Genomic DNA, 18,108 nt, shown 5'->3' on the forward strand with positions numbered 1-18,108 from the left:
GGTCGGGGGGTCATCACGGGCTGTGCGGTTACCAAACCGGGGGGATGCACGGGGCGGCAGGTTCACCTGCCGTCCCGTGCGCTACGTTCCGGCCCCTGCAGCCGTTGAGCAGGCGACCCGACCAGCCGCGTATGGTTGGTGGCGCAGTCGAGACGTCTGACAGGAGTTTTCATGACGAGCACCCTCCCGGCCACCGGCTCTCCCCGGCCGCTCACCGTCGCCGAGGGCGACTTCAAGGTCGCGGACCTGTCGCTCGCCGCGTTCGGGCGCAAGGAAATCCAGCTGGCCGAGCACGAGATGCCCGGCCTCATGTCCATCCGCCGCGAATACGCGGCCTCCCAGCCGCTGCGCGGCGCGCGGATCACCGGCTCGCTGCACATGACGATCCAGACCGCGGTGCTGATCGAGACGCTGACGGCGCTGGGCGCCGAGGTCCGCTGGGCCTCCTGCAACATCTTCTCCACCCAGGACCACGCCGCCGCCGCCATCGCGGTCGGCCCGGAGGGCACCCCCGAGGCGCCGGCCGGCGTGCCGGTCTTCGCCTGGAAGGGCGAGACCCTCGAGGAGTACTGGTGGTGCGCGGAGCAGGTGCTGCTCTGGCCGGACGGCGGGGGTCCCAACATGATCCTCGACGACGGCGGCGACGCCACCCTGCTCGTCCACAAGGGCGCCGAGTTCGAGAAGCTCGGCAGCGTGCCGGACACCGCGGACACGGACTCCGAGGAGTACGCGGTCGTGCTGGAGCTGCTGCGCCGCTCCCTCGCCGAGGACCCGCAGCGCTGGACCCGCGTGGCCGCCGACATCAAGGGCGTCACCGAGGAGACCACCACCGGCGTGCACCGTCTCTACGAGATGCTGCAGAACGGCACCCTGCTCTTCCCGGCGATCAACGTCAACGACTCGGTCACCAAGAGCAAGTTCGACAACAAGTACGGCTGCCGGCACTCGCTGATCGACGGCATCAACCGCGCCACCGACGTCCTCATCGGCGGCAAGGTGTGCGTGGTCCTCGGCTACGGCGACGTCGGCAAGGGCTGCGCCGAGTCGCTGCGCGGCCAGGGCGGCCGGGTCATCGTCACCGAGGTCGACCCGATCTGCGCGCTGCAGGCCGCGATGGACGGCTACCAGGTCGCCACCCTCGAGGACGTGGTCGAGACCGCCGACATCTTCATCACGGCGACCGGCTGCTTCGACGTCATCACCAACGAGCACATGGCCCGGATGAAGCACCAGGCCATCGTCGGCAACATCGGCCACTTCGACAACGAGATCGACATGGCCGGCCTGGCGAAGCGCTCGGACGTCACCCGCGAGACCATCAAGCCGCAGGTCGACGAGTGGCGCTTCGCCGACGGCCACTCGATCATCGTGCTGAGCGAGGGCCGCCTGCTCAACCTGGGCAACGCGACCGGTCACCCGTCGTTCGTCATGAGCAACAGCTTCGCGAACCAGACGATCGCGCAGATCGAGCTGTTCACGAAGATCGACGAGTACCCGATCGGCGTCTACACGCTGCCGAAGCACCTCGACGAGAAGGTCGCCCGGCTGCACCTGGACGCGCTCGGCGCCAAGCTGACCGAGCTCACCAAGGAGCAGGCCTCCTACCTGGGCGTCCCGGTCGAGGGCCCGTACAAGCCGGAGCACTACCGCTACTGATCCGGCGGCACACGCGCGAGAAAAGGGGGCCCCGCTGGGGCCCCCTTTCCCATGGGAGGAAAGGCGAACCGGCAGTTGCCGCTACCGGTCCGCCCCCCGGTTCGTGATCGGCCGCGCGCCCGTGGCCTCGTGGGCGCCCGGGCACGCGGCCGCGTCCCTAGGCCGCCAGGTGCAGCGCCTCCCGGCCGGTGACGCGCACCAGCTTGGCGCCCAGCGCGCGGGCCCAGCGCCGGCGGATGCCGCGCAGCGTGGTCAGGACGGGGCGCTTGTCGGGGCCGTCGACGGGCAGCAGCACCGCCCCGCCCTCCGGCAGGGCCACGACCCAGGCGACGAGGCGGCCGGGCTCGGAGCCCGTGGCGTCGCGGTACAGGCCGACCAGTGTCGGCTTCTCCTCCACGTGCACCCGGCCGAGATGGAGCTGCCAGGGCAGGTCCTGCGCGTCGGGCTCCTGCATGGTGGCCTCCCCGAAGTCACCGCACGGGCGGTCGCCTTGTCCCCATTAGTTCACCTGCATCCCGAACATGCAAGTGCAGATTGTGTCGTGTCGATTGCACGAAGTAGTCGCTAGAGTGTGCGGTGTGGACACCCGGCGGCACCTGGCGGCCGAGCTGAGGCGGCTGCGCGGCGACCGCCGGGCCGCCCCGATCGCCCGGGCGCTCGGCTGGTCGGAGTCGAAGCTGTCGCGCATCGAGACGGCCCGCACCGGCATCGCGGTGGCGGACCTCGAACGGCTGCTGACCGTGTACGGCGTCGGCGACGACGACCGCGACCGGCTGCGCCAGCTCGCCGGCCGCGGCCGCGGGCGCGCCTGGTGGAGCCCGTACCGGGCGGCGGTCAGCGACCCCTACGACGAGTACGTGGCCCTGGAGGCCGAGGCCGCCGTGATGGACGAGTGGGAGCCGCAGGTGGTGCCCGGCCTGCTGCAGACCGACGAGTACGCCCGGGCGGTGGTCGAGGCGGGCCTGGAGTCGCGCGATCCCGACGTGGTGGAGCGCCGGGTCGCCCTGCGGATGGCGCGGCAGGCCGTGCTGACCCGGCGCCCGCGCCCGGTGCTGCGCGTCGTCGTCGACGAGGGGGCGCTGCGCCGCGAGGTCGGCGGCCCGGCGGTCATGCGCCGCCAGCTGCACCGGCTCGCCGAGGTGGCCGGGCGCGACGGCGTCACCGTGCAGGTGCTGCCGTTCTCGGCCGGCGTGCACGGCGGGCTGGCCGGGGCGTTCACCGTCTTCGCGTTCGCCGACGGCCGCGAGCCGGTCGTGCACACCGAGAACCTCACCGGCGGGGCGCTGCGCAGCCGCCCGGCCGAGGTGCGCGTCCACCGCGACGTGTTCGCCGACCTGCGGCGCCGCGCGCTGGGCGAGGACGACTCGCGGGCCCTGCTGGCCGAGCTGGGCGGCGCCCTGTCACCCGTTGGGGGTCCGCCGATCACCCGGCGGGCCGCCGCGCGTTGAGTGCCCGGGGAGTACGCGAAAGGGCGCAACGTTGAACAACCGTGCGATCGGCACCGGCCGCGGCTGGCGCAAGAGTTCCCGCAGCGCGGCCGCGGGTCACTGCGTCGAGGTGGCGATGTCGCCGCTGGAGGTGCGGGTGCGCGACTCCAAGGACCCCGCCGGGCCCGAGCTGCGGTTCGGCGACGACGTGTGGCGGCGCTTCGTCGCCGGCGTGCGCGCGGGGGAGTTCGACCGCCCCGCCTGAGGCCCGCGAATATGACGGTTGTGTGACAGGACCGACTGTCCCGCAGCTTGACGCCGTGGAGCGACCGGTGGTTAAGGTGAGGCAGCCCTAAGTTAGGGATGCCTTGCCACGGCTGGAGCCACGATGTTCGCCACCTATCTCATCGGCCTGCGCGAAGGCCTGGAGGCGACCCTCGTCGTCAGCATCCTCGTCGCCTTCCTGGTCAAGGCCGAGCGCCGCGACCGGCTGGTGCAGGTGTGGGCCGGCGTCGGCGCGGCCGTCGCGCTGTCCGTCCTCGTCGGCTGGCTGCTCAGCTACACCTCGACGACCCTGCTGGCGAAGTACGAGCACCGCGAGCTGTTCGAGGCGGTCACGTCCGTCCTCGCGGTCGTCTTCGTCACCTGGATGATCTTCTGGATGCGCTCGGCCGCCCGGTCCATCGCGGGCGAGCTGCGCAGCCGGCTCACCGACGCGCTGGCCGTCGGGTCCGTCGCGGTCGCCGTCATGGCGTTCCTCGCGGTCGTCCGCGAGGGCCTGGAGACGTCGCTCATCTTCTACTCGGCCGTGCAGGGCGCCGCCACCACGGCCGGGCCGCTGTACGCGCTGCTCGGCGGCATCGCCACCGCGGTCGCCATCGGCTGGGTGCTGTACGCGGGCGCCGTGCGGATCAACCTGTCCACGTTCTTCACCTGGACCGGCGCCCTGCTCATTCTCGTGGCCGCCGGCATCCTCAAGTACGGCGTGCACGACTTCCAGGAGGCCGGCGCGCTGCCCGGGCTCACCGACGTCGCCTTCGACATCAGCGGCGTGCTCGACCCCTCGTCCTGGTACGGCGCGCTGCTGGCCGGCATGTTCAACATCACCCCGGCGCCGACGGTGCTCGAGGTCGTGGCCTGGCTCGGCTACGGCGTGCCCGTCCTGCTGCTGTTCCTGCGGCCGGCGCGCCGCACCCCGGCCGCGGCCGGCACCACCCCCGCAACCACCCCGGCGCCCGCGCCGCAGCAGTAGGAGCATCCGATGCGTACCCCCAAGATGATCGCCCTGGCCGCGGCCGGGCTGCTGGCCGGCGGCGGCCTCGCGGCCTGCGCCGACGAGTCCGGCCCGGCCGGCGCGCCGGCGGCCGGCGGGCCGATCGCCGTCACGGCCAGCGACACCGCGTGCGAGGTCGCCCGCGACACCGTGGACGCCGGCACGTCCGTCTTCAGCGTCACCAACGGCGGCACCAAGGTCACCGAGTTCTACGTGTACGCCCCGGGCGACCGGGTCATGGCCGAGGTCGAGAACATCGCCCCCGGCCTGACCCGCGAGATGCGCGTCGAGCTGAAGGCCGGCAGCTACGAGACCGCCTGCAAGCCCGGCATGGTCGGCAAGGGCATCCGGTCCGCGCTCACCGTCAGCGGCTCGGCGGCGCCGCTGACCGAGGACGCCGCCCTCAAGGAGGCGACCGACAGCTACTCGCGCTACGTCAAGAGCCAGACCGCCGCGCTGCTGGACAAGACCCGCGAGTTCGTCGACGCCGTCAAGAAGGGCGAGGTCGACAAGGCCAAGGCCCTGTTCCCGGTGGCCCGCACGTACTGGGAGCGGATCGAGCCCGTCGCCGAGATCTTCGGCGACCTCGACCCGAAGATCGACGGCCGCGAGGAGGTCGTCGAGGAGGGCATGGAGTTCACCGGCTTCCACCGCATCGAGAAGGACCTCTGGGTCACCGGCGACGTCTCGAAGTCCGGCCCGATGGCCGACCGGCTGATGGCCGACGTCGAGGAGATCGTCGCCAAGGCGAACGCCGAGACGCTGTCGCCGCTCAACCTCGCCAACGGCGCCAAGGAGCTGCTCGACGAGGTCGCCACCGGCAAGATCACCGGCGAGGAGGACCGCTACTCGCACACCGACCTGTGGGACTTCGACGCCAACGTCGAGGGCTCGAAGGCCGCCATCGCCGCGCTGCGCCCGGCGCTCGAGCAGCGCGACCCGGCGCTGGTCGCCACGCTGGACACCGAGTTCGCCAACGTGGAGGCCGCGCTCGCCGAGTACCAGGTCGGCGACGGCTACAAGCTGCACACCGAGCTGACCGAGGCGGACAAGAAGGGCCTGTCGGACGCGATCAACGCGCTCGCCGAGCCGATCAGCAAGGTCGCGGCGGTCGTCGCCAAGTGACCGGACCGGCCACCAGCGGCTTCTCCCGGCGCCGGGCGCTCGCGGTCGCGGGCGCCGGCGTCGGGCTGGCCGGGGTCGCCGCGGCCGGCGGCGCCCTCGCCGGGCGGTCCGTCCAGGGCGAGGGCGGCCCCGCCGCGCAGCCGGGCGGCGCCGTGGCGTTCACCGGCGCCCACCAGGCCGGCATCGTCACCCCCGCCCAGGACCGGCTGCACTTCGTGGCGTTCGACGTGATCACGAAGGACCGCGCCCGGCTCGTCGCCATGCTCCAGGCGTGGACGGCGGCCGCCGCCCGGATGACCGCCGGCCGGGACGCCGGCGAGATCGGGGCGGTCAACGGCGTCCCCGAGGCGCCGCCCGACGACACCGGCGAGGCGCTCGGCCTGCCCCCGTCCGGCCTGACGCTCACCGTCGGCTTCGGCCCGAGCCTGTTCGACGGGCGGTTCGGGCTGCGCGACCGGCGGCCCGCCGCCCTGGCCGACCTGCCGCGCTTCCCGGGCGACGCCCTCGACCCGGCCATCTCCGGCGGCGACCTGTGCGTCCAGGCCTGCGCGCACGACCCCCAGGTCGCCGTGCACGCCGTGCGCAACCTCGCCCGCATCGGCATGGGCGTGGTCAGCGTCCGCTGGTCGCAGCTCGGCTTCGGGCGCACCTCGTCCACCTCGGTCGACCAGGCCACCCCGCGCAACCTGTTCGGCTTCAAGGACGGCACCGCCAACCTCAAGGCCGAGGAGCCGGACCTGCTGCGCGACCACCTGTGGGTGCAGCCCGGCGACGGCCCGGAGTGGATGACCGGCGGCTCCTACCTGGTCACCCGCAAGATCCGGATGATCATCGAGACGTGGGACCGCACCTCGCTGCGCGAGCAGGAGGCCATCGTCGGGCGCACCAAGGGCAGCGGCGCCCCGCTCAGCGGCGGCGGCGAGTTCGACGAGCCCGACTTCGCGCTGCAGTCCGAGGGCGCGCCGGTGATCGCCGAGGTCGCCCACGTGCGGCTCGCGCACCCCAGCTCGAACAACGGCGCGCGGATGCTGCGCCGCGGCTACAACTTCGTCGACGGCTCCGACGGGCTCGGCCGGCTCGACGCCGGGCTGTTCTTCATCGCCTACCAGCGCGACCCGCGGACGGCGTTCGTGCCGGTCCAGCAGCAGCTCGCCCGGCACGACGTGATGAACGAGTACCTGCGGCACGTCTCCAGCGGCCTGTTCGCCGTCCCGCCCGGCGTCACCGGCGGCGACGACTTCTGGGGCGCGGCCCTGCTCGCCTGAGCACAAGATCGGCGGGGGTGATGCGGACCGTGTGCGCGACAGTGCAATATTGGGTCGCATGAGAGCAAGGGTGCTTGTCGTCGACGATGATCCTGCGCTGGCGGAGATGCTCGGCATCGTGCTGCGCAGCGAGGGCTTCGTGCCGTCCTTCGTCGCCGACGGCGAGCGCGCCATCGCCGCCTTCCGCGAGAGCCGGCCCGACATCGTGCTGCTCGACCTGATGCTGCCCGGCATGAGCGGCATCGACGTGGCCCGCGCCATCCGCGGTGAGTCCGGCATCCCGATCGTGATGCTCACCGCCAAGAGCGACACCGTCGACGTGGTGCTCGGCCTCGAGTCCGGCGCCGACGACTACGTGGTCAAGCCGTTCAAGCCCAAGGAGCTGGTCGCCCGCATGCGCGCGCGGCTGCGCCGGGGCGAGGACGCCGCGCCCGAGATGCTCACCATCGGGCCGCCCGGCAACCAGATCACCATCGACGTGCCCGCGCACACCGTCAGCCGCGACGGCGACGAGGTCAAGCTGACCCCGCTCGAGTTCGACCTGCTGGTCGCCCTGGCCCGCAAGCCGCGCCAGGTGTTCACCCGCGAGGTGCTGCTGGAGCAGGTGTGGGGCTACCGGCACGCCGCCGACACCCGGCTCGTCAACGTCCACGTGCAGCGGCTGCGCGCCAAGATCGAGCCCGACCCGGAGAAGCCGGAGATCATCCTGACGGTGCGGGGCGTGGGCTACAAGGCCGGCACGGGATAGCCTGGCCCGCACCATGCGTGCCCCGTCCTGGCTCCCCGAACCCGTCCGCCGTGTGCTCAGGCCCGTGCGGCGGCTCTGGCGCACCGGGGCGCTGCGGACCCGGCGCAGCACGGTCGTGGCGCGCCGCGCCTGGCGCCGCTCGCTGCAGGTCCGCGTCGTCACCATCACGCTGGTGTCGTCCAGCCTGCTCGTCGGCGCGTTCGGCCTGTTCGTGGCCACCCGCAGCGCCGACATCCTGCTGAGCCGCGCCACCGCGGACGTCGAGGCCCGCCTCGACAGCAAGGCCCAGTACGCCACCACCCAGCTGCGGGTGCACCGGCAGGTGTTCGACGCCCGCCTGCCCACCACGCTCAGCGACATCGTCCAGTCGCTGTCGGAGGGCGACCCGGGGCAGTCCGGCGGCGCCGTGGTGACGCTGCGCGGCGAGCAGTACCCCAACCTGCGGCCGGTCACCCTGCCCGCGGTGGACACCTCCGAGGTGATCAGCCCCGAGCTGGTGCGCGCGATCGCCGAGCGCGGCGAGGTGGCCTGGCAGGTGCGCACCGCCGACCTGGGCGAGGGCCGGCAGAAGTACCTGGTGTACGGCTCGCCCGTGCCGACCCGCTTCGGCCAGCTCCAGCTCTACTACCTGGTGCCGCTGACCACCGAGGACAGCGCCGCCAACGAGATCCGCACGACGGTGCTCATCACCGGCCTCGTGCTGGTGCTGCTGCTGGGCATCCTCGCCGCGCTGGTCACCCGGCTCGTCGTGCAGCCCGTCCGGGTCGCCGCCCGCACCGCCCAGCGGCTGTCCGCCGGCCTGCTCGACCAGCGCATGAAGGTCGACGGCGAGGACGACCTGGCCCGGCTCGCCGCCAGCTTCAACCAGATGGCGGAGAACCTGCAGCGGCAGATCGTGCGGCTGGAGGAGATGTCGCGCCTGCAGCGACGGTTCACCTCCGACGTCTCGCACGAGCTGCGCACCCCGCTGACCACCGTCCGGATGGCCGCCGACCTGATCTTCGCCGAGCGCGACGACTTCGACCCGGCCGTGGCCCGCAGCGCCGAGCTGCTGCAGGCCGAGCTCGACCGCTTCGAGGACCTGCTCACCGACCTGCTGGAGATCAGCCGGTTCGACGCGGGCTTCGCCATCCTGGACGCCGAGCCGACCGACCTGGTGCCCGTCGTCGGCCGGGTCGTCGAACGCCTGGAGGGGCTCGCCGAGCGCGCCGGCGTCGTCGTCGAGCAGCGGCTGCCCGCCGAGCCGGTGATCGCCGAGGTCGACCCGCGGCGCGTCGAGCGGGTGCTGCGCAACCTCGTCGGCAACGCCGTCGAGCACAGCGAGGGCCGTCCCGTCATCATCACGATGGCCTGCGACGACGCGGCCGTCGCCGTCACCGTCCGGGACCACGGCGTCGGCCTCAAGCCGGGCGAGGAGAAGCTGGTCTTCAACCGGTTCTGGCGCGCCGACCCGTCCCGCGCCCGGCAGACCGGCGGCACCGGCCTCGGCCTGTCCATCAGCGTCGAGGACGCCCGGCTGCACGGCGGCTGGCTGGAGGCCTGGGGCAGCCCGGGGGAGGGCGCCGTGTTCCGGCTGACGCTGCCGCTGCGGGCGGGCGACCGGCTCGCCTCGTCCCCGCTGCGGCTGGAGCCCGTCCCGGCCGGGCAGACCGAGCCCGGCGACCGAACCGAGGACGCACCCGTGGAGGTCGCGCCGTGAGGGCCGCCCACAGCTTCGCCGCCCTGCTGCTCGCCGCGTCGCTCGGCGCGTGCGGGCTGCCCGACCGCACCGCCGTCGTGCCGCGCGGCCCCGGCCCGTCCCCGGGCATCGGCGGCGGCGTCGACACCGCGCCCGTGCGCAAGTCCCGCGGCGCCACCACCGACCGCGCCACCTTCGTCGACAACTTCCTCCAGGCCGCCGCCGGGGAGCCGCAGGCCGCCGCCGACCGGGTGCGCGACTTCCTGTCGCCGCCGCTGCGCAACGGGTTCAAGCCCACCGAGGGCATCGCGGTGGTCCGGCTGCTGGAACGCCCCCTGATCAACCCCGGCTCGTCGGAGGCGGTGCTGCGGGTCCAGCAGATCGGCGTGCTCGGCCGCACCGGCATCCTCGAACCCAGCACCCCCCAGCTGCGCGAGTACCGGCTGGTCATCGCCGAGGTCGAGGGGCAGACCGGCCTGTTCGTCACCACGCCGCCGCCGGTGATGCTGATGAGCGACACCGCCCTGGAGCTGTTCTACGAGCGGCGCCCGATCTACTTCTGGAACGCCGAGAACACCGGCCTGGTGCCCGACGTGCGGTACATGCCGCTGGAGACGTCGCCCGACCTGCAGCCCACCGAGGTGCTGACCTGGCTCGTCGCCGGGCCCGCCCCGTGGCTGCTCGGCGCCGCCCAGCCGCTTCCCGAAGGCACCGACAAGATCGGCAACGCGCCCGTGGCCGCCGACGGCACCCTCCAGATCAACCTCACCGGCCCGGCCGTGCCCGACAACGACCCGCAGGCGCTCGACCGGCTGCGCTGGCAGTTGCAGTGGTCGCTGCGCACCCACCTGACCAGCGCCGCGCTCGAACTGAAGATCGACCACCAGGTGCGCGGCACGTTCCGCGGCACCGACTACCTGCCCGCCAACCCGGCCTGGCGGCCCGTCGGCCTGCCCGAGCGGTTCTGCGTCGTCGGCGGGCGCATCCGCCGGATGACCACCGCCGCCGGCAACCAGGCCGCGCCCGTGCCCGCCGTCGACGACGCCACCAACCGCACCATTCGGTCGGCGGCGCTCGCCACCGGCGGCCCGACCACGTACGCGGCCCTGGTCGTCGCCGAGGGCCGCGGCAGCGTGCTGCGCGTCGGCACAGCCGCGGCCGGGGCGGCGGCGTCCTTCTCCCGCGCCGCGCTACCCGGGACGGTGGGGCGGCCCGTCTGGGCGGTCACCCCCGACGCCGGCACCCCGACCGGCGGGGCCGGGCTGGTCGTCGCGAACGGCCGGCTGTGGAGCTTCACCAGCAACGGCGCCGACCCGCGGCTCATCGACTGGCAGAACGGCCCGGCCGGCGTCGGCGACGTCGCCGTCGCGCCCGACGGCCGGCGCGTCGCCGTGCTGGCCGGCGGGCGGCTGTACGTCACCGTCGTCACGCCCGGCGAGGGCGGCCTGCGGCTCGGCCCGCCCCGGCTGATCGGCACCGTGCTGCGCGAGCTGACCGCCGTCGACTGGGGCAGCGAGCAGTCGGTGCTGCTGGCGGGCGTGCGGCCGGACAGCGGGCGCGTCGCGATCATGGACGTGACGATCGACGGGGCCGCCCAGTCCGACCGGCTCGCCGACCTCGGCGAGCCCCGCGTCACCTACCTGGCCGCCTACCCGGCGAACCCGGTGAACAGCGGCGGCGCCGACGTCGTGTCGTACATGGCCGACGGCATCGCCTACGACGCCAACTCCGGGCCGCAGCGGCTCACCCTCGCCGACGTCGCCGGGCCGCTGCCGTCCGCGGGCGGCGCCGCCGACACGCCGACCGCCCCGTTCTTCCTCGGATGAGCCTGCTCGGCACGCTCGCCGACCTCGTCCTGCCCGCCGCGTGCGCGGGCTGCGGCGCGGACCGCGTCCCGCTGCGCTACGGCGTCTGCGCGCCCTGCGCCGCCGCCCTGGAGGCGCTGACGCCCGCCCCGGCGGGCCCGTCGCCCCGCCCGGCCGGGCTGCCGCCGTGCACCGCCCTCGGCGCGTACGGCGGCCCGCTGCGCGGGGTTCTGCTCGCGTACAAGGAGCGGGGCCGGCACCGGCTCGCGCGCCCGCTCGGACACCTGCTCGCCGGCGTCGTGGCGGCCGCCGTGCCACCCGGGCCGGTGCTGCTGGTGTGCGTGCCGTCGACCGCCCGGGCGGCCCGGGAGCGGCGCGGCGACCACCTGGCCCGGCTCGCCGCACACGGGGTGCGTCGTCTGCGCGCCGCCGGCTGGGACGCTGCGGTGGTCCGACCGCTCCGGGCGCTGCCCCGCCCGGATTCGGCGACGCTGGACCGGTCCGGCCGGGCCGCAGCCGCGCGAGCGTCCCTGCGGGCCCGGCCGTCCCGGCTGGCGCCGGTGCGGCGGGCGGCGACGGAGGGCGCGCGGGTGGTGCTGGTCGACGACATCGTCACGACGGGCGCCACGCTGGCCGCGGCCACCGCCGTGCTGAACCGGGAGAACGTGCCGGTCGACGCGGTCGCGGTGCTCGCCGCGACCCGGCGGCGCGAACGGATCACGGGAGGTGACAGCCCGCATGCGCCCGATGGTGCTTCCTGGGCGAATCCCCCCGAATGGGTTGCCCGAACGAAGGGTGACTCGCGTGCCTCCAGGCGTTAGCGTCGAGGTGACGAGGGTATGACGCTCCATCTACCCCGCCGCCGGGGTGGCTCTCCCGAGAGCCGCCGCACCACCGGAAGGAGGCAGCCGATCGTTTGACCGGTCACGCCGCGCGGGTGTGAGGCAGCCCCGATCCGGGCGAGGCCGGGCTTCACCAGTTGCTGACTGAGCGCCGCGGAGCGCTGCAGCAGATTTCCAACATTGGGGGAGGTCACGCGTGGACATTGTCGTCAAGGGCCGCAACGTGGAGGTCCCGGACCACTACCGGGTGCACGTCGCCGAGAAGCTGGCCAAGGTCGAACGCTACGACCAGAAGCTCATCCGGGTCGACGTCGAACTGTTCCATGAACGAAACCCCCGGCAGGCCGACGTCTGCCAGAGGATCGAGATCACCGTGGTGACCCGCGGCCCCGTCATCCGGGCCGAGGCGAGCGCCAAGGACTTCTACGCCGCCCTCGACAGCGCCATCACCAAGCTCGACACCCGGCTGCGCCGGGCCGCCGACCGCCGCCGCGTCCACCGCGGCCGGCACGCCCCGATCTCCGTCGCCGCCGCCACCGCGAGCCTGCCGACGGACCTGATGCTCGACGGCCAGGGCCGCACCGGCTCCGCCACCGCCGTCGCCGAGCCGGACACCTTCTCCGAGCACGACGACCAGCCGTGGCACATCGTCCGCGAGAAGGAGCACCCCGCCGACCCCATGACGGTCGACGACGCGCTCTTCCAGATGGAGCTGGTCGGGCACGACTTCTACCTGTTCCAGGACAAGGACAGCGGCCGCCCGTCGGTCGTCTACCGCCGCAAGGGCTACGACTACGGGATCATCTCGCTCGCCGCGAACCCGTAGCCGAACCGTCCGGTCGTCGCTGCGCTCCTCCGGACCGGCCTGGTCGGTCAGGCGGTCCGGAGCACCGCGGTCACCAGGTCCTCCGCGACGAGGGCGTACTGGACGTCGTCCGCGCGGGCGCCGGACACCCCCGGCAGCCGCGAGCGCAGCAGGCCCTCCCGGTGGAAGCCCGCCTTCTCCAGCACCCGCTGCGAGCCCGTGTTCGCCGGCAGGGTGCCCGCGATTAGCCGGGCGATCCCCGTCTCCGCGAACGCCCACAGCGCCAGCAGCTGCGCCGCCCGCGTCGGGTAGCCGCGGCCGCGCCAGGCCGGCAGCATGCTGTAGCCGATCATCGCCTGGCCGGTCCGCGGCTCCTGGTAGTACAGCCCGATCTCGCCCGCCCGCTCGCCGGTGACCGCGTCGGCGATGACCAGGTCGGCGCGCTCGCCGGCGAGCCAGCGCGCCGCCGCGCGCTCGCAGCGCACCGCCAGCTCGGCCGGCTCCGGCGCCACCGGCGGCACGCTCGTCGCCACCACGTCGGGCAGCCGGGCCAGCTCGGTCAGGAACGCCGTGTCCGAGGCGTCCAGCGGGCGCAGCGTCACCACGCCGTCGCTCAGCTCGCCGCCGGGCAGGTCCGGCAGCAGCCGCGGCGCCGGCTCCGCCGGGTCGTCCGCCAGCCGCACGAACGCCAGCAGGTCGTGCCGCACGCCGTCGCGCACGCCCACGCCGCGCCGCACCGCCTCCCGGGTGAACCCGGCGCCCAGCGCCACCCGCTGGCTGGCCGCGTTCGCCCAGTCCGCCAGCAGCTCCAGCCGGTTCAGGCCGCGCCCGAACGCCCACCCGGCCAGCGCCCGCACCGCCGCCGTCGCCACGCCCCGGCCGCGCGCGCCCGGCATCGTCCAGTAGCCCACCTCGGCCTGCGCGAACTGGGGGACCGCCCGGTCCATGCCGACGCCGCCGAGCAGCTCGCCGGTGTCCGCGTCGGCCACCGCGAACGCGGCCATGCCGTGCGCGAACGCCGCCGGCGCGAACTCACCGATCCAGCCGCGCGCGTCCTCGGCCGTGTACGGGGCCGGCAGGTGCGGCAGGAACCGCCGCGTCACCGGGTCGTTCATGCCGGTCAGCAGCGCCTCGGTGTCGGCGGGCCGGAACGGGCGCAGCAGCACCCGGTCGCCCGGCACCTCCTCGATGGGCTGCCCGTCGGCGTCGACGACCGTCATGCGGACTCCTCGTCGGTGAGATCGCCGGGGAGCAGGGCGCCCACCCAGGCATCGCGGCGCTCCCCGCGGTGGCCGATGCCGCCGCGGGCGACGCCCTCCAGCCGGAAGCCGGCCTTCTCCGCCACCCGCCGTGACGCGTCGTTACCCACCCCGGCCCGCCATTCCACCCGGTCCAGGCCGACGTCGCGCAATCCCCACCGGGCGAGTGAGCGCAGCGCCGCCGGCATCAGGCCCCGGCCGCGGGCCCGCGGCGCCGTCATGAAGCCGACGTCGGCCACCGCCGGATCGCCCGGCGACACCCGCAGCTCGATGACGCCCGCCAGGTCGCCGTCGTCCAGCGCCAAGACCGCGCCGGTGCCGCGGGCCCAGACGTCGGCGGCGTGCTCGCGCACGAACCACTCGGCGTCGGTGTCCCGGTACGGGTCCGGCACGGTCGTCCACGTGACCGTCAGCGGGTCGCGGCAGGTCGCCACGAGCCCGGGCACGTCGGCGCCGGTGAGCGGCCGGAGCCGCACCGTGCCCGCATCCAGCACCGGCTGGGCGGAGCCGAACAGGCGCGCCCGGCGGCGTACCCCCTCGGGGAGCTCGACCGGCGCGGCCGGGACGCGGCCCGGCAGCAGCGACCCGATCCAGCCGCCCGGCCGGCCCCGCCGGTCCGGCGGGGCCGCCAGGGCCAGCTCACCACTGATCGTGAAGCCCGCGCGGAGGGCGACCAGCCGCGACGCGTGGTTGCCCAGCTGCGCCTGCCACACCAGCCGGGCGAACCCCACCTCGTCCAGCGCCCACCGGGCCAGCGCCAGCGTGGCGCGGGCCGCCACGTTGCCGCCGCGGGCCCACGGGGCCGTCCAGAAGCCCACCTCGGCGCTGTTCAGCAGCCGGTCGACGCTGATGACGCCCACGCTCGCCACCAGCTGCCCGTCCGCGAACACGCCGAACGGCGCGCCCGTGCCGTCGGCCCACGCCGCCGGGCTGATCCGGCCGGTGAAGTGCTCCGCGTGCTCCCGCAGGTACGGCGCCGGCAGGCCCACCCAGCGCTGGATGTCCGGATCCTGGCACGCCTTGAAGACGGCGTCGGCGTCCGCCGGTCGCCACGGGCGCAGCGTGAGATCATCGGCGTGCAGCTCGACGGGTTCCATGCGGGCCATGGTGCCCGGCCCGCCCGCCCCGACCAAGCCGTATTCCCGGCCCGCCGATCTTCGCTCTCAGCGAACTCCCAGTGCTGTTTCGACCGTTTCGCGCAGTTGCGGGGAGGCTCGGGTCACAGGCCCGTCCGGGGGCCGCCTACGATGGATCGGTTGCCCGTCCAAGGAGCGTTGACCCGTGTCGATACTGGAAAAGATCCTCCGTGCCGGCGAGGGCCGCCTCGTGCGCCGCCTCAAGGCCATCGCGGACGCCGTCAACTCGATCGAGGATGAGTACACAGACCTCACCGACGACGAGTTGCGCGACCTCACCGACCAGTACAAGCAGCGCTACGCCGACGGCGAGAGCCTCGACTCGCTGCTGCCCGAGGCCTTCGCCACCGCCCGCGAGGCCGCGCACCGGGTGCTGGGCCAGCGCGCCTACGACGTCCAGCTCATGGGCGGCGCCGCGCTGCACTTCGGCAACATCCCCGAGATGAAGACCGGTGAGGGCAAGACCCTGACCGGCGTCTTCCCGGCGTACCTGAACGCGCTGTCCGGCAAGGGCGTGCACATCATCACGGTGAACGACTACCTCGCCCAGCGCGACGCCGAGTGGATGGGCCGCGTGCACCAGTTCCTCGGCCTCACCGTCGGCGTCATCCTGCCGAACCGGCCCGCCGCCGAGCACCGCGCCGCCTACGAGTGCGACATCACCTACGGCACCAACAACGAGTTCGGCTTCGACTACCTGCGCGACAACATGGCGTGGTCGAAGGACGAGCTGGTCCAGCGCGGCCACAACTTCGCCATCGTCGACGAGGTCGACTCGATCCTCATCGACGAGGCCCGCACCCCGCTGATCATCTCCGGCCCGGCCGACCACTCCGGCCGCTGGTACGGCGAGTTCGCCGCCATCGTCAAGCGCCTCGAGCGCGGCAAGGACGGCTCCGGCGACTACGAGGTCGACGAGGCCAAGCGCACCGTCGCCATCACCGAGAAGGGCGTCGGCCGCGTCGAGGACCGGCTCGGCATCGACAACCTCTACGAGTCGGTCAACACCCCGCTCGTCGGCTACCTGAACAACGCCATCAAGGCCAAGGAGCTGTACAAGCGCGACAAGGACTACATCGTCAGCGCCGAGGGCGAGGTCCTCATCGTCGACGAGTTCACCGGCCGCATCCTGCACGGCCGCCGCTACAACGAGGGCATGCACCAGGCCATCGAGGCCAAAGAGGGCGTCGAGATCAAGCAGGAGAACCAGACCCTCGCCACGGTCACCCTGCAGAACTACTTCCGCCTGTACGACAAGCTCGGCGGCATGACCGGTACCGCCCAGACCGAGGCCGGCGAGTTCAACAAGGTCTACAAGGTCGGCGTCGTCACCATCCCGACGCACCGCCCGATGATCCGCATCGACCAGCCCGACGTCATCTACAAGACGCAGAAGGCCAAGTTCAACGCGGTCATCGAGGACATCGCCGAGCGCCACGCCAAGGGCCAGCCCGTCCTCGTCGGCACCGTCTCCGTCGAGAACTCCGAGATCCTCGCCACCCTCCTGCGCCGCCGCGGCATCCCGCACAACGTGCTGAACGCCAAGTTCCACGCCCAGGAGGCGACGATCATCGCCCAGGCGGGCCGCAAGGGCGCCGTCACCGTCGCCACCAACATGGCCGGCCGCGGCACCGACATCCTGCTCGGCGGCAACCCCGAGTTCCTCGCCTCCGCCGAACTGCACCAGCGCGGCCTCGACCCGATCGAGAGCCCCGAGGAGTACGCGAAGGCCCTCGAGGAGGTCCTGCCCGAGTGGAAGGCGGCCTGCGAGGCCGAGGCCGCCGAGGTCACCGACGCGGGCGGCCTGTACGTGCTCGGCACCGAGCGCCACGACTCCCGCCGCATCGACAACCAGCTCCGCGGCCGCTCCGGCCGCCAGGGCGACCCGGGCGAGTCCCGGTTCTACCTGTCCCTGCAGGACGACCTCATGAAGCGCTTCCGCGCCGGCGCCGTCGAGGCCGTCATGGACCGCTTCAACATCCCCGAGGACGTGCCCATCGAGTCGAAGATGGTCACCAAGCAGATCAAGAGCGCGCAGACCCAGATCGAGGGCCAGAACGCCGAGATCCGCCGCAACGTCCTCAAGTACGACGAGGTCATGAACAAGCAGCGCCAGGTCGTCTACGCCGAGCGCAAGCGCGTCCTCGACGGCGAGGACCTGCACGACCAGGTCCGCCACATGATCGACGACGTCATCACCGAGTACGTCACCGTGGCCACCGCCGACGGCTACGCCGAGGACTGGGACCTCGACCAGCTGTGGACCCAGCTCAAGCAGCTGTACCCGGTCGGCCGGACCGTCGACGACATCGTCGAGGAGGCCGGCGGCGAACGCGGCTCCCTCGACCAGGACTTCCTGCTCGCCCAGCTCAAGACCGACGCCCACGACGCGTACGACCGCCGCGAGCAGGAACTGGGCGCCGAGGCGCTGCGCGAACTCGAGCGCCAGGTGCTGCTGTCCGTCATCGACCGCAAGTGGCGCGAGCACCTCTACGAGATGGACTACCTCCAGGAGGGCATCTCCCTGCGGGCGTACGCCCAGCGCGACCCGGTGGTGGAATACCAGCGCGAGGGCTTCGACATGTTCGCCGCCATGATGGAGGGCATCAAGGAGGAGGCGGTCGGCTTCCTGTTCAACCTGGAGGTCCAGGTCCAGGAGCAGCCGACGGTCACCGTCGACCCCAGCCAGGCCGTCCCCCTGCCCACCGGCGACTCCAACGTCGAGGTCAAGGCGAAGGGCCTCGGCGGGGGCCGCCGCCCGCAGAACCTGCAGTACACGGCCCCGGCCATCGACGGCGAGGCGGGCGCGGGCTCCCCGCAGCTCATCCGCGAGCCGCGGCAGGAGCCCCAGCCGAGCGCCCCGGCCCTCGGCCTCGGCCAGCCGTCCGCCCCCGACGGCGGCCGCCGCCCGCAGGTCCCGGCCGGCCCGGCCCACACCGCGGCCCGCCAGTCGGCGGCGTCCCAGGCGGCGGGCAGCAACGGCCCGTCGCGCAACGCGCCCTGCTACTGCGGCTCGGGCAAGAAGTACAAGCGCTGCCACGGCGCCCCCGGCGCCGCCTGACAACAGGCGAGCACCGAACCGACGAACG

Annotated in this window: 15 protein-coding genes; 12 read left to right on the plus strand and 3 right to left on the minus strand. The window is 73.5% G+C overall.

The window, feature by feature from the left end; genetic code table 11:
- The first annotated feature begins 171 nt into the window (after positions 1-171).
- Positions 172-1,656, plus strand: coding sequence for an adenosylhomocysteinase (ahcY, locus tag Sya03_RS25050; RefSeq protein ID WP_203940865.1), 1,485 nt, complete (start codon positions 172-174; stop codon positions 1,654-1,656).
- A gap of 157 nt (positions 1,657-1,813) precedes the next feature.
- Here the strand turns inward: ahcY and Sya03_RS25055 are convergent, their stop codons facing one another.
- Entirely contained in the window at positions 1,814-2,110 is a 297-nt protein-coding gene (locus tag Sya03_RS25055) for a hypothetical protein (RefSeq protein ID WP_203940866.1), read from the minus strand.
- A gap of 124 nt (positions 2,111-2,234) precedes the next feature.
- On the opposite strand from Sya03_RS25055, the gene Sya03_RS25060 reads away from it, so the two are divergent.
- From Sya03_RS25060 to hpf, 10 genes are all read left to right on the plus strand, one after another.
- Positions 2,235-3,104, plus strand: a complete 870-nt coding sequence (locus Sya03_RS25060) for a helix-turn-helix domain-containing protein (RefSeq protein WP_239107819.1) — start codon at positions 2,235-2,237, stop codon at positions 3,102-3,104.
- Between the two features lie 31 nt (positions 3,105-3,135).
- Positions 3,136-3,348, plus strand: coding sequence for a DUF397 domain-containing protein (locus tag Sya03_RS25065; protein ID WP_239107820.1), 213 nt, complete (start codon positions 3,136-3,138; stop codon positions 3,346-3,348).
- A gap of 123 nt (positions 3,349-3,471) precedes the next feature.
- On the plus strand, positions 3,472-4,335 hold the full coding sequence (efeU, locus tag Sya03_RS25070) for an iron uptake transporter permease EfeU (RefSeq protein WP_203940868.1): 864 nt from the start codon (positions 3,472-3,474) through the stop codon (positions 4,333-4,335).
- Between the two features lie 9 nt (positions 4,336-4,344).
- Positions 4,345-5,481 (plus strand): iron uptake system protein EfeO, encoded by a 1,137-nt coding sequence (gene efeO / locus Sya03_RS25075; protein ID WP_203940869.1) that lies wholly within the window; start codon positions 4,345-4,347, stop codon positions 5,479-5,481.
- Positions 5,478-6,746: an iron uptake transporter deferrochelatase/peroxidase subunit gene (gene efeB / locus Sya03_RS25080; protein ID WP_203940870.1), complete on the plus strand. Its 1,269-nt coding sequence runs from the start codon at positions 5,478-5,480 to the stop codon at positions 6,744-6,746. The genes efeO and efeB overlap by 4 nt, the downstream gene beginning before the upstream one ends.
- Positions 6,747-6,804: 58 nt before the next feature.
- On the plus strand, positions 6,805-7,494 hold the full coding sequence (mtrA, locus tag Sya03_RS25085; protein WP_203940871.1) for an MtrAB system response regulator MtrA: 690 nt from the start codon (positions 6,805-6,807) through the stop codon (positions 7,492-7,494).
- Positions 7,495-7,507: 13 nt separating this feature from the next.
- Positions 7,508-9,193, plus strand: coding sequence for an MtrAB system histidine kinase MtrB (mtrB, locus tag Sya03_RS25090; RefSeq protein ID WP_203940872.1), 1,686 nt, complete (start codon positions 7,508-7,510; stop codon positions 9,191-9,193).
- Entirely contained in the window at positions 9,190-10,998 is a 1,809-nt protein-coding gene (locus Sya03_RS25095) for an LpqB family beta-propeller domain-containing protein (RefSeq protein ID WP_203940873.1), read from the plus strand. Before mtrB ends, Sya03_RS25095 begins: the two co-directional genes overlap by 4 nt.
- Positions 10,995-11,798 (plus strand): ComF family protein, encoded by an 804-nt coding sequence (locus Sya03_RS25100; protein WP_203940874.1) that lies wholly within the window; start codon positions 10,995-10,997, stop codon positions 11,796-11,798. Before Sya03_RS25095 ends, Sya03_RS25100 begins: the two co-directional genes overlap by 4 nt.
- Positions 11,799-12,015: 217 nt before the next feature.
- Complete coding sequence (gene hpf / locus Sya03_RS25105) at positions 12,016-12,645, plus strand: ribosome hibernation-promoting factor, HPF/YfiA family (RefSeq protein WP_203940875.1); 630 nt, start codon at positions 12,016-12,018, stop codon at positions 12,643-12,645.
- 47 nt (positions 12,646-12,692) lie between these two features.
- Here hpf and Sya03_RS25110 read toward each other — a convergent pair whose 3' ends face one another.
- Both Sya03_RS25110 and Sya03_RS25115 read right to left on the minus strand, forming a co-directional pair.
- Entirely contained in the window at positions 12,693-13,844 is a 1,152-nt protein-coding gene (locus tag Sya03_RS25110; RefSeq protein WP_203940876.1) for a GNAT family N-acetyltransferase, read from the minus strand.
- Entirely contained in the window at positions 13,841-14,980 is a 1,140-nt protein-coding gene (locus Sya03_RS25115) for a GNAT family N-acetyltransferase (RefSeq protein ID WP_203940877.1), read from the minus strand. The genes Sya03_RS25110 and Sya03_RS25115 overlap by 4 nt, the downstream gene beginning before the upstream one ends.
- 184 nt (positions 14,981-15,164) lie before the next feature.
- Here Sya03_RS25115 and secA point away from each other — a divergent pair, with 184 nt between their 5' ends.
- Entirely contained in the window at positions 15,165-18,080 is a 2,916-nt protein-coding gene (secA, locus tag Sya03_RS25120) for a preprotein translocase subunit SecA (RefSeq protein WP_203940878.1), read from the plus strand.
- Positions 18,081-18,108: the final 28 nt, after the last annotated feature.

It is taken from the genome of Spirilliplanes yamanashiensis (assembly GCF_016863475.1).
Lineage (GTDB): Bacteria > Actinomycetota > Actinomycetes > Mycobacteriales > Micromonosporaceae > Spirilliplanes > Spirilliplanes yamanashiensis.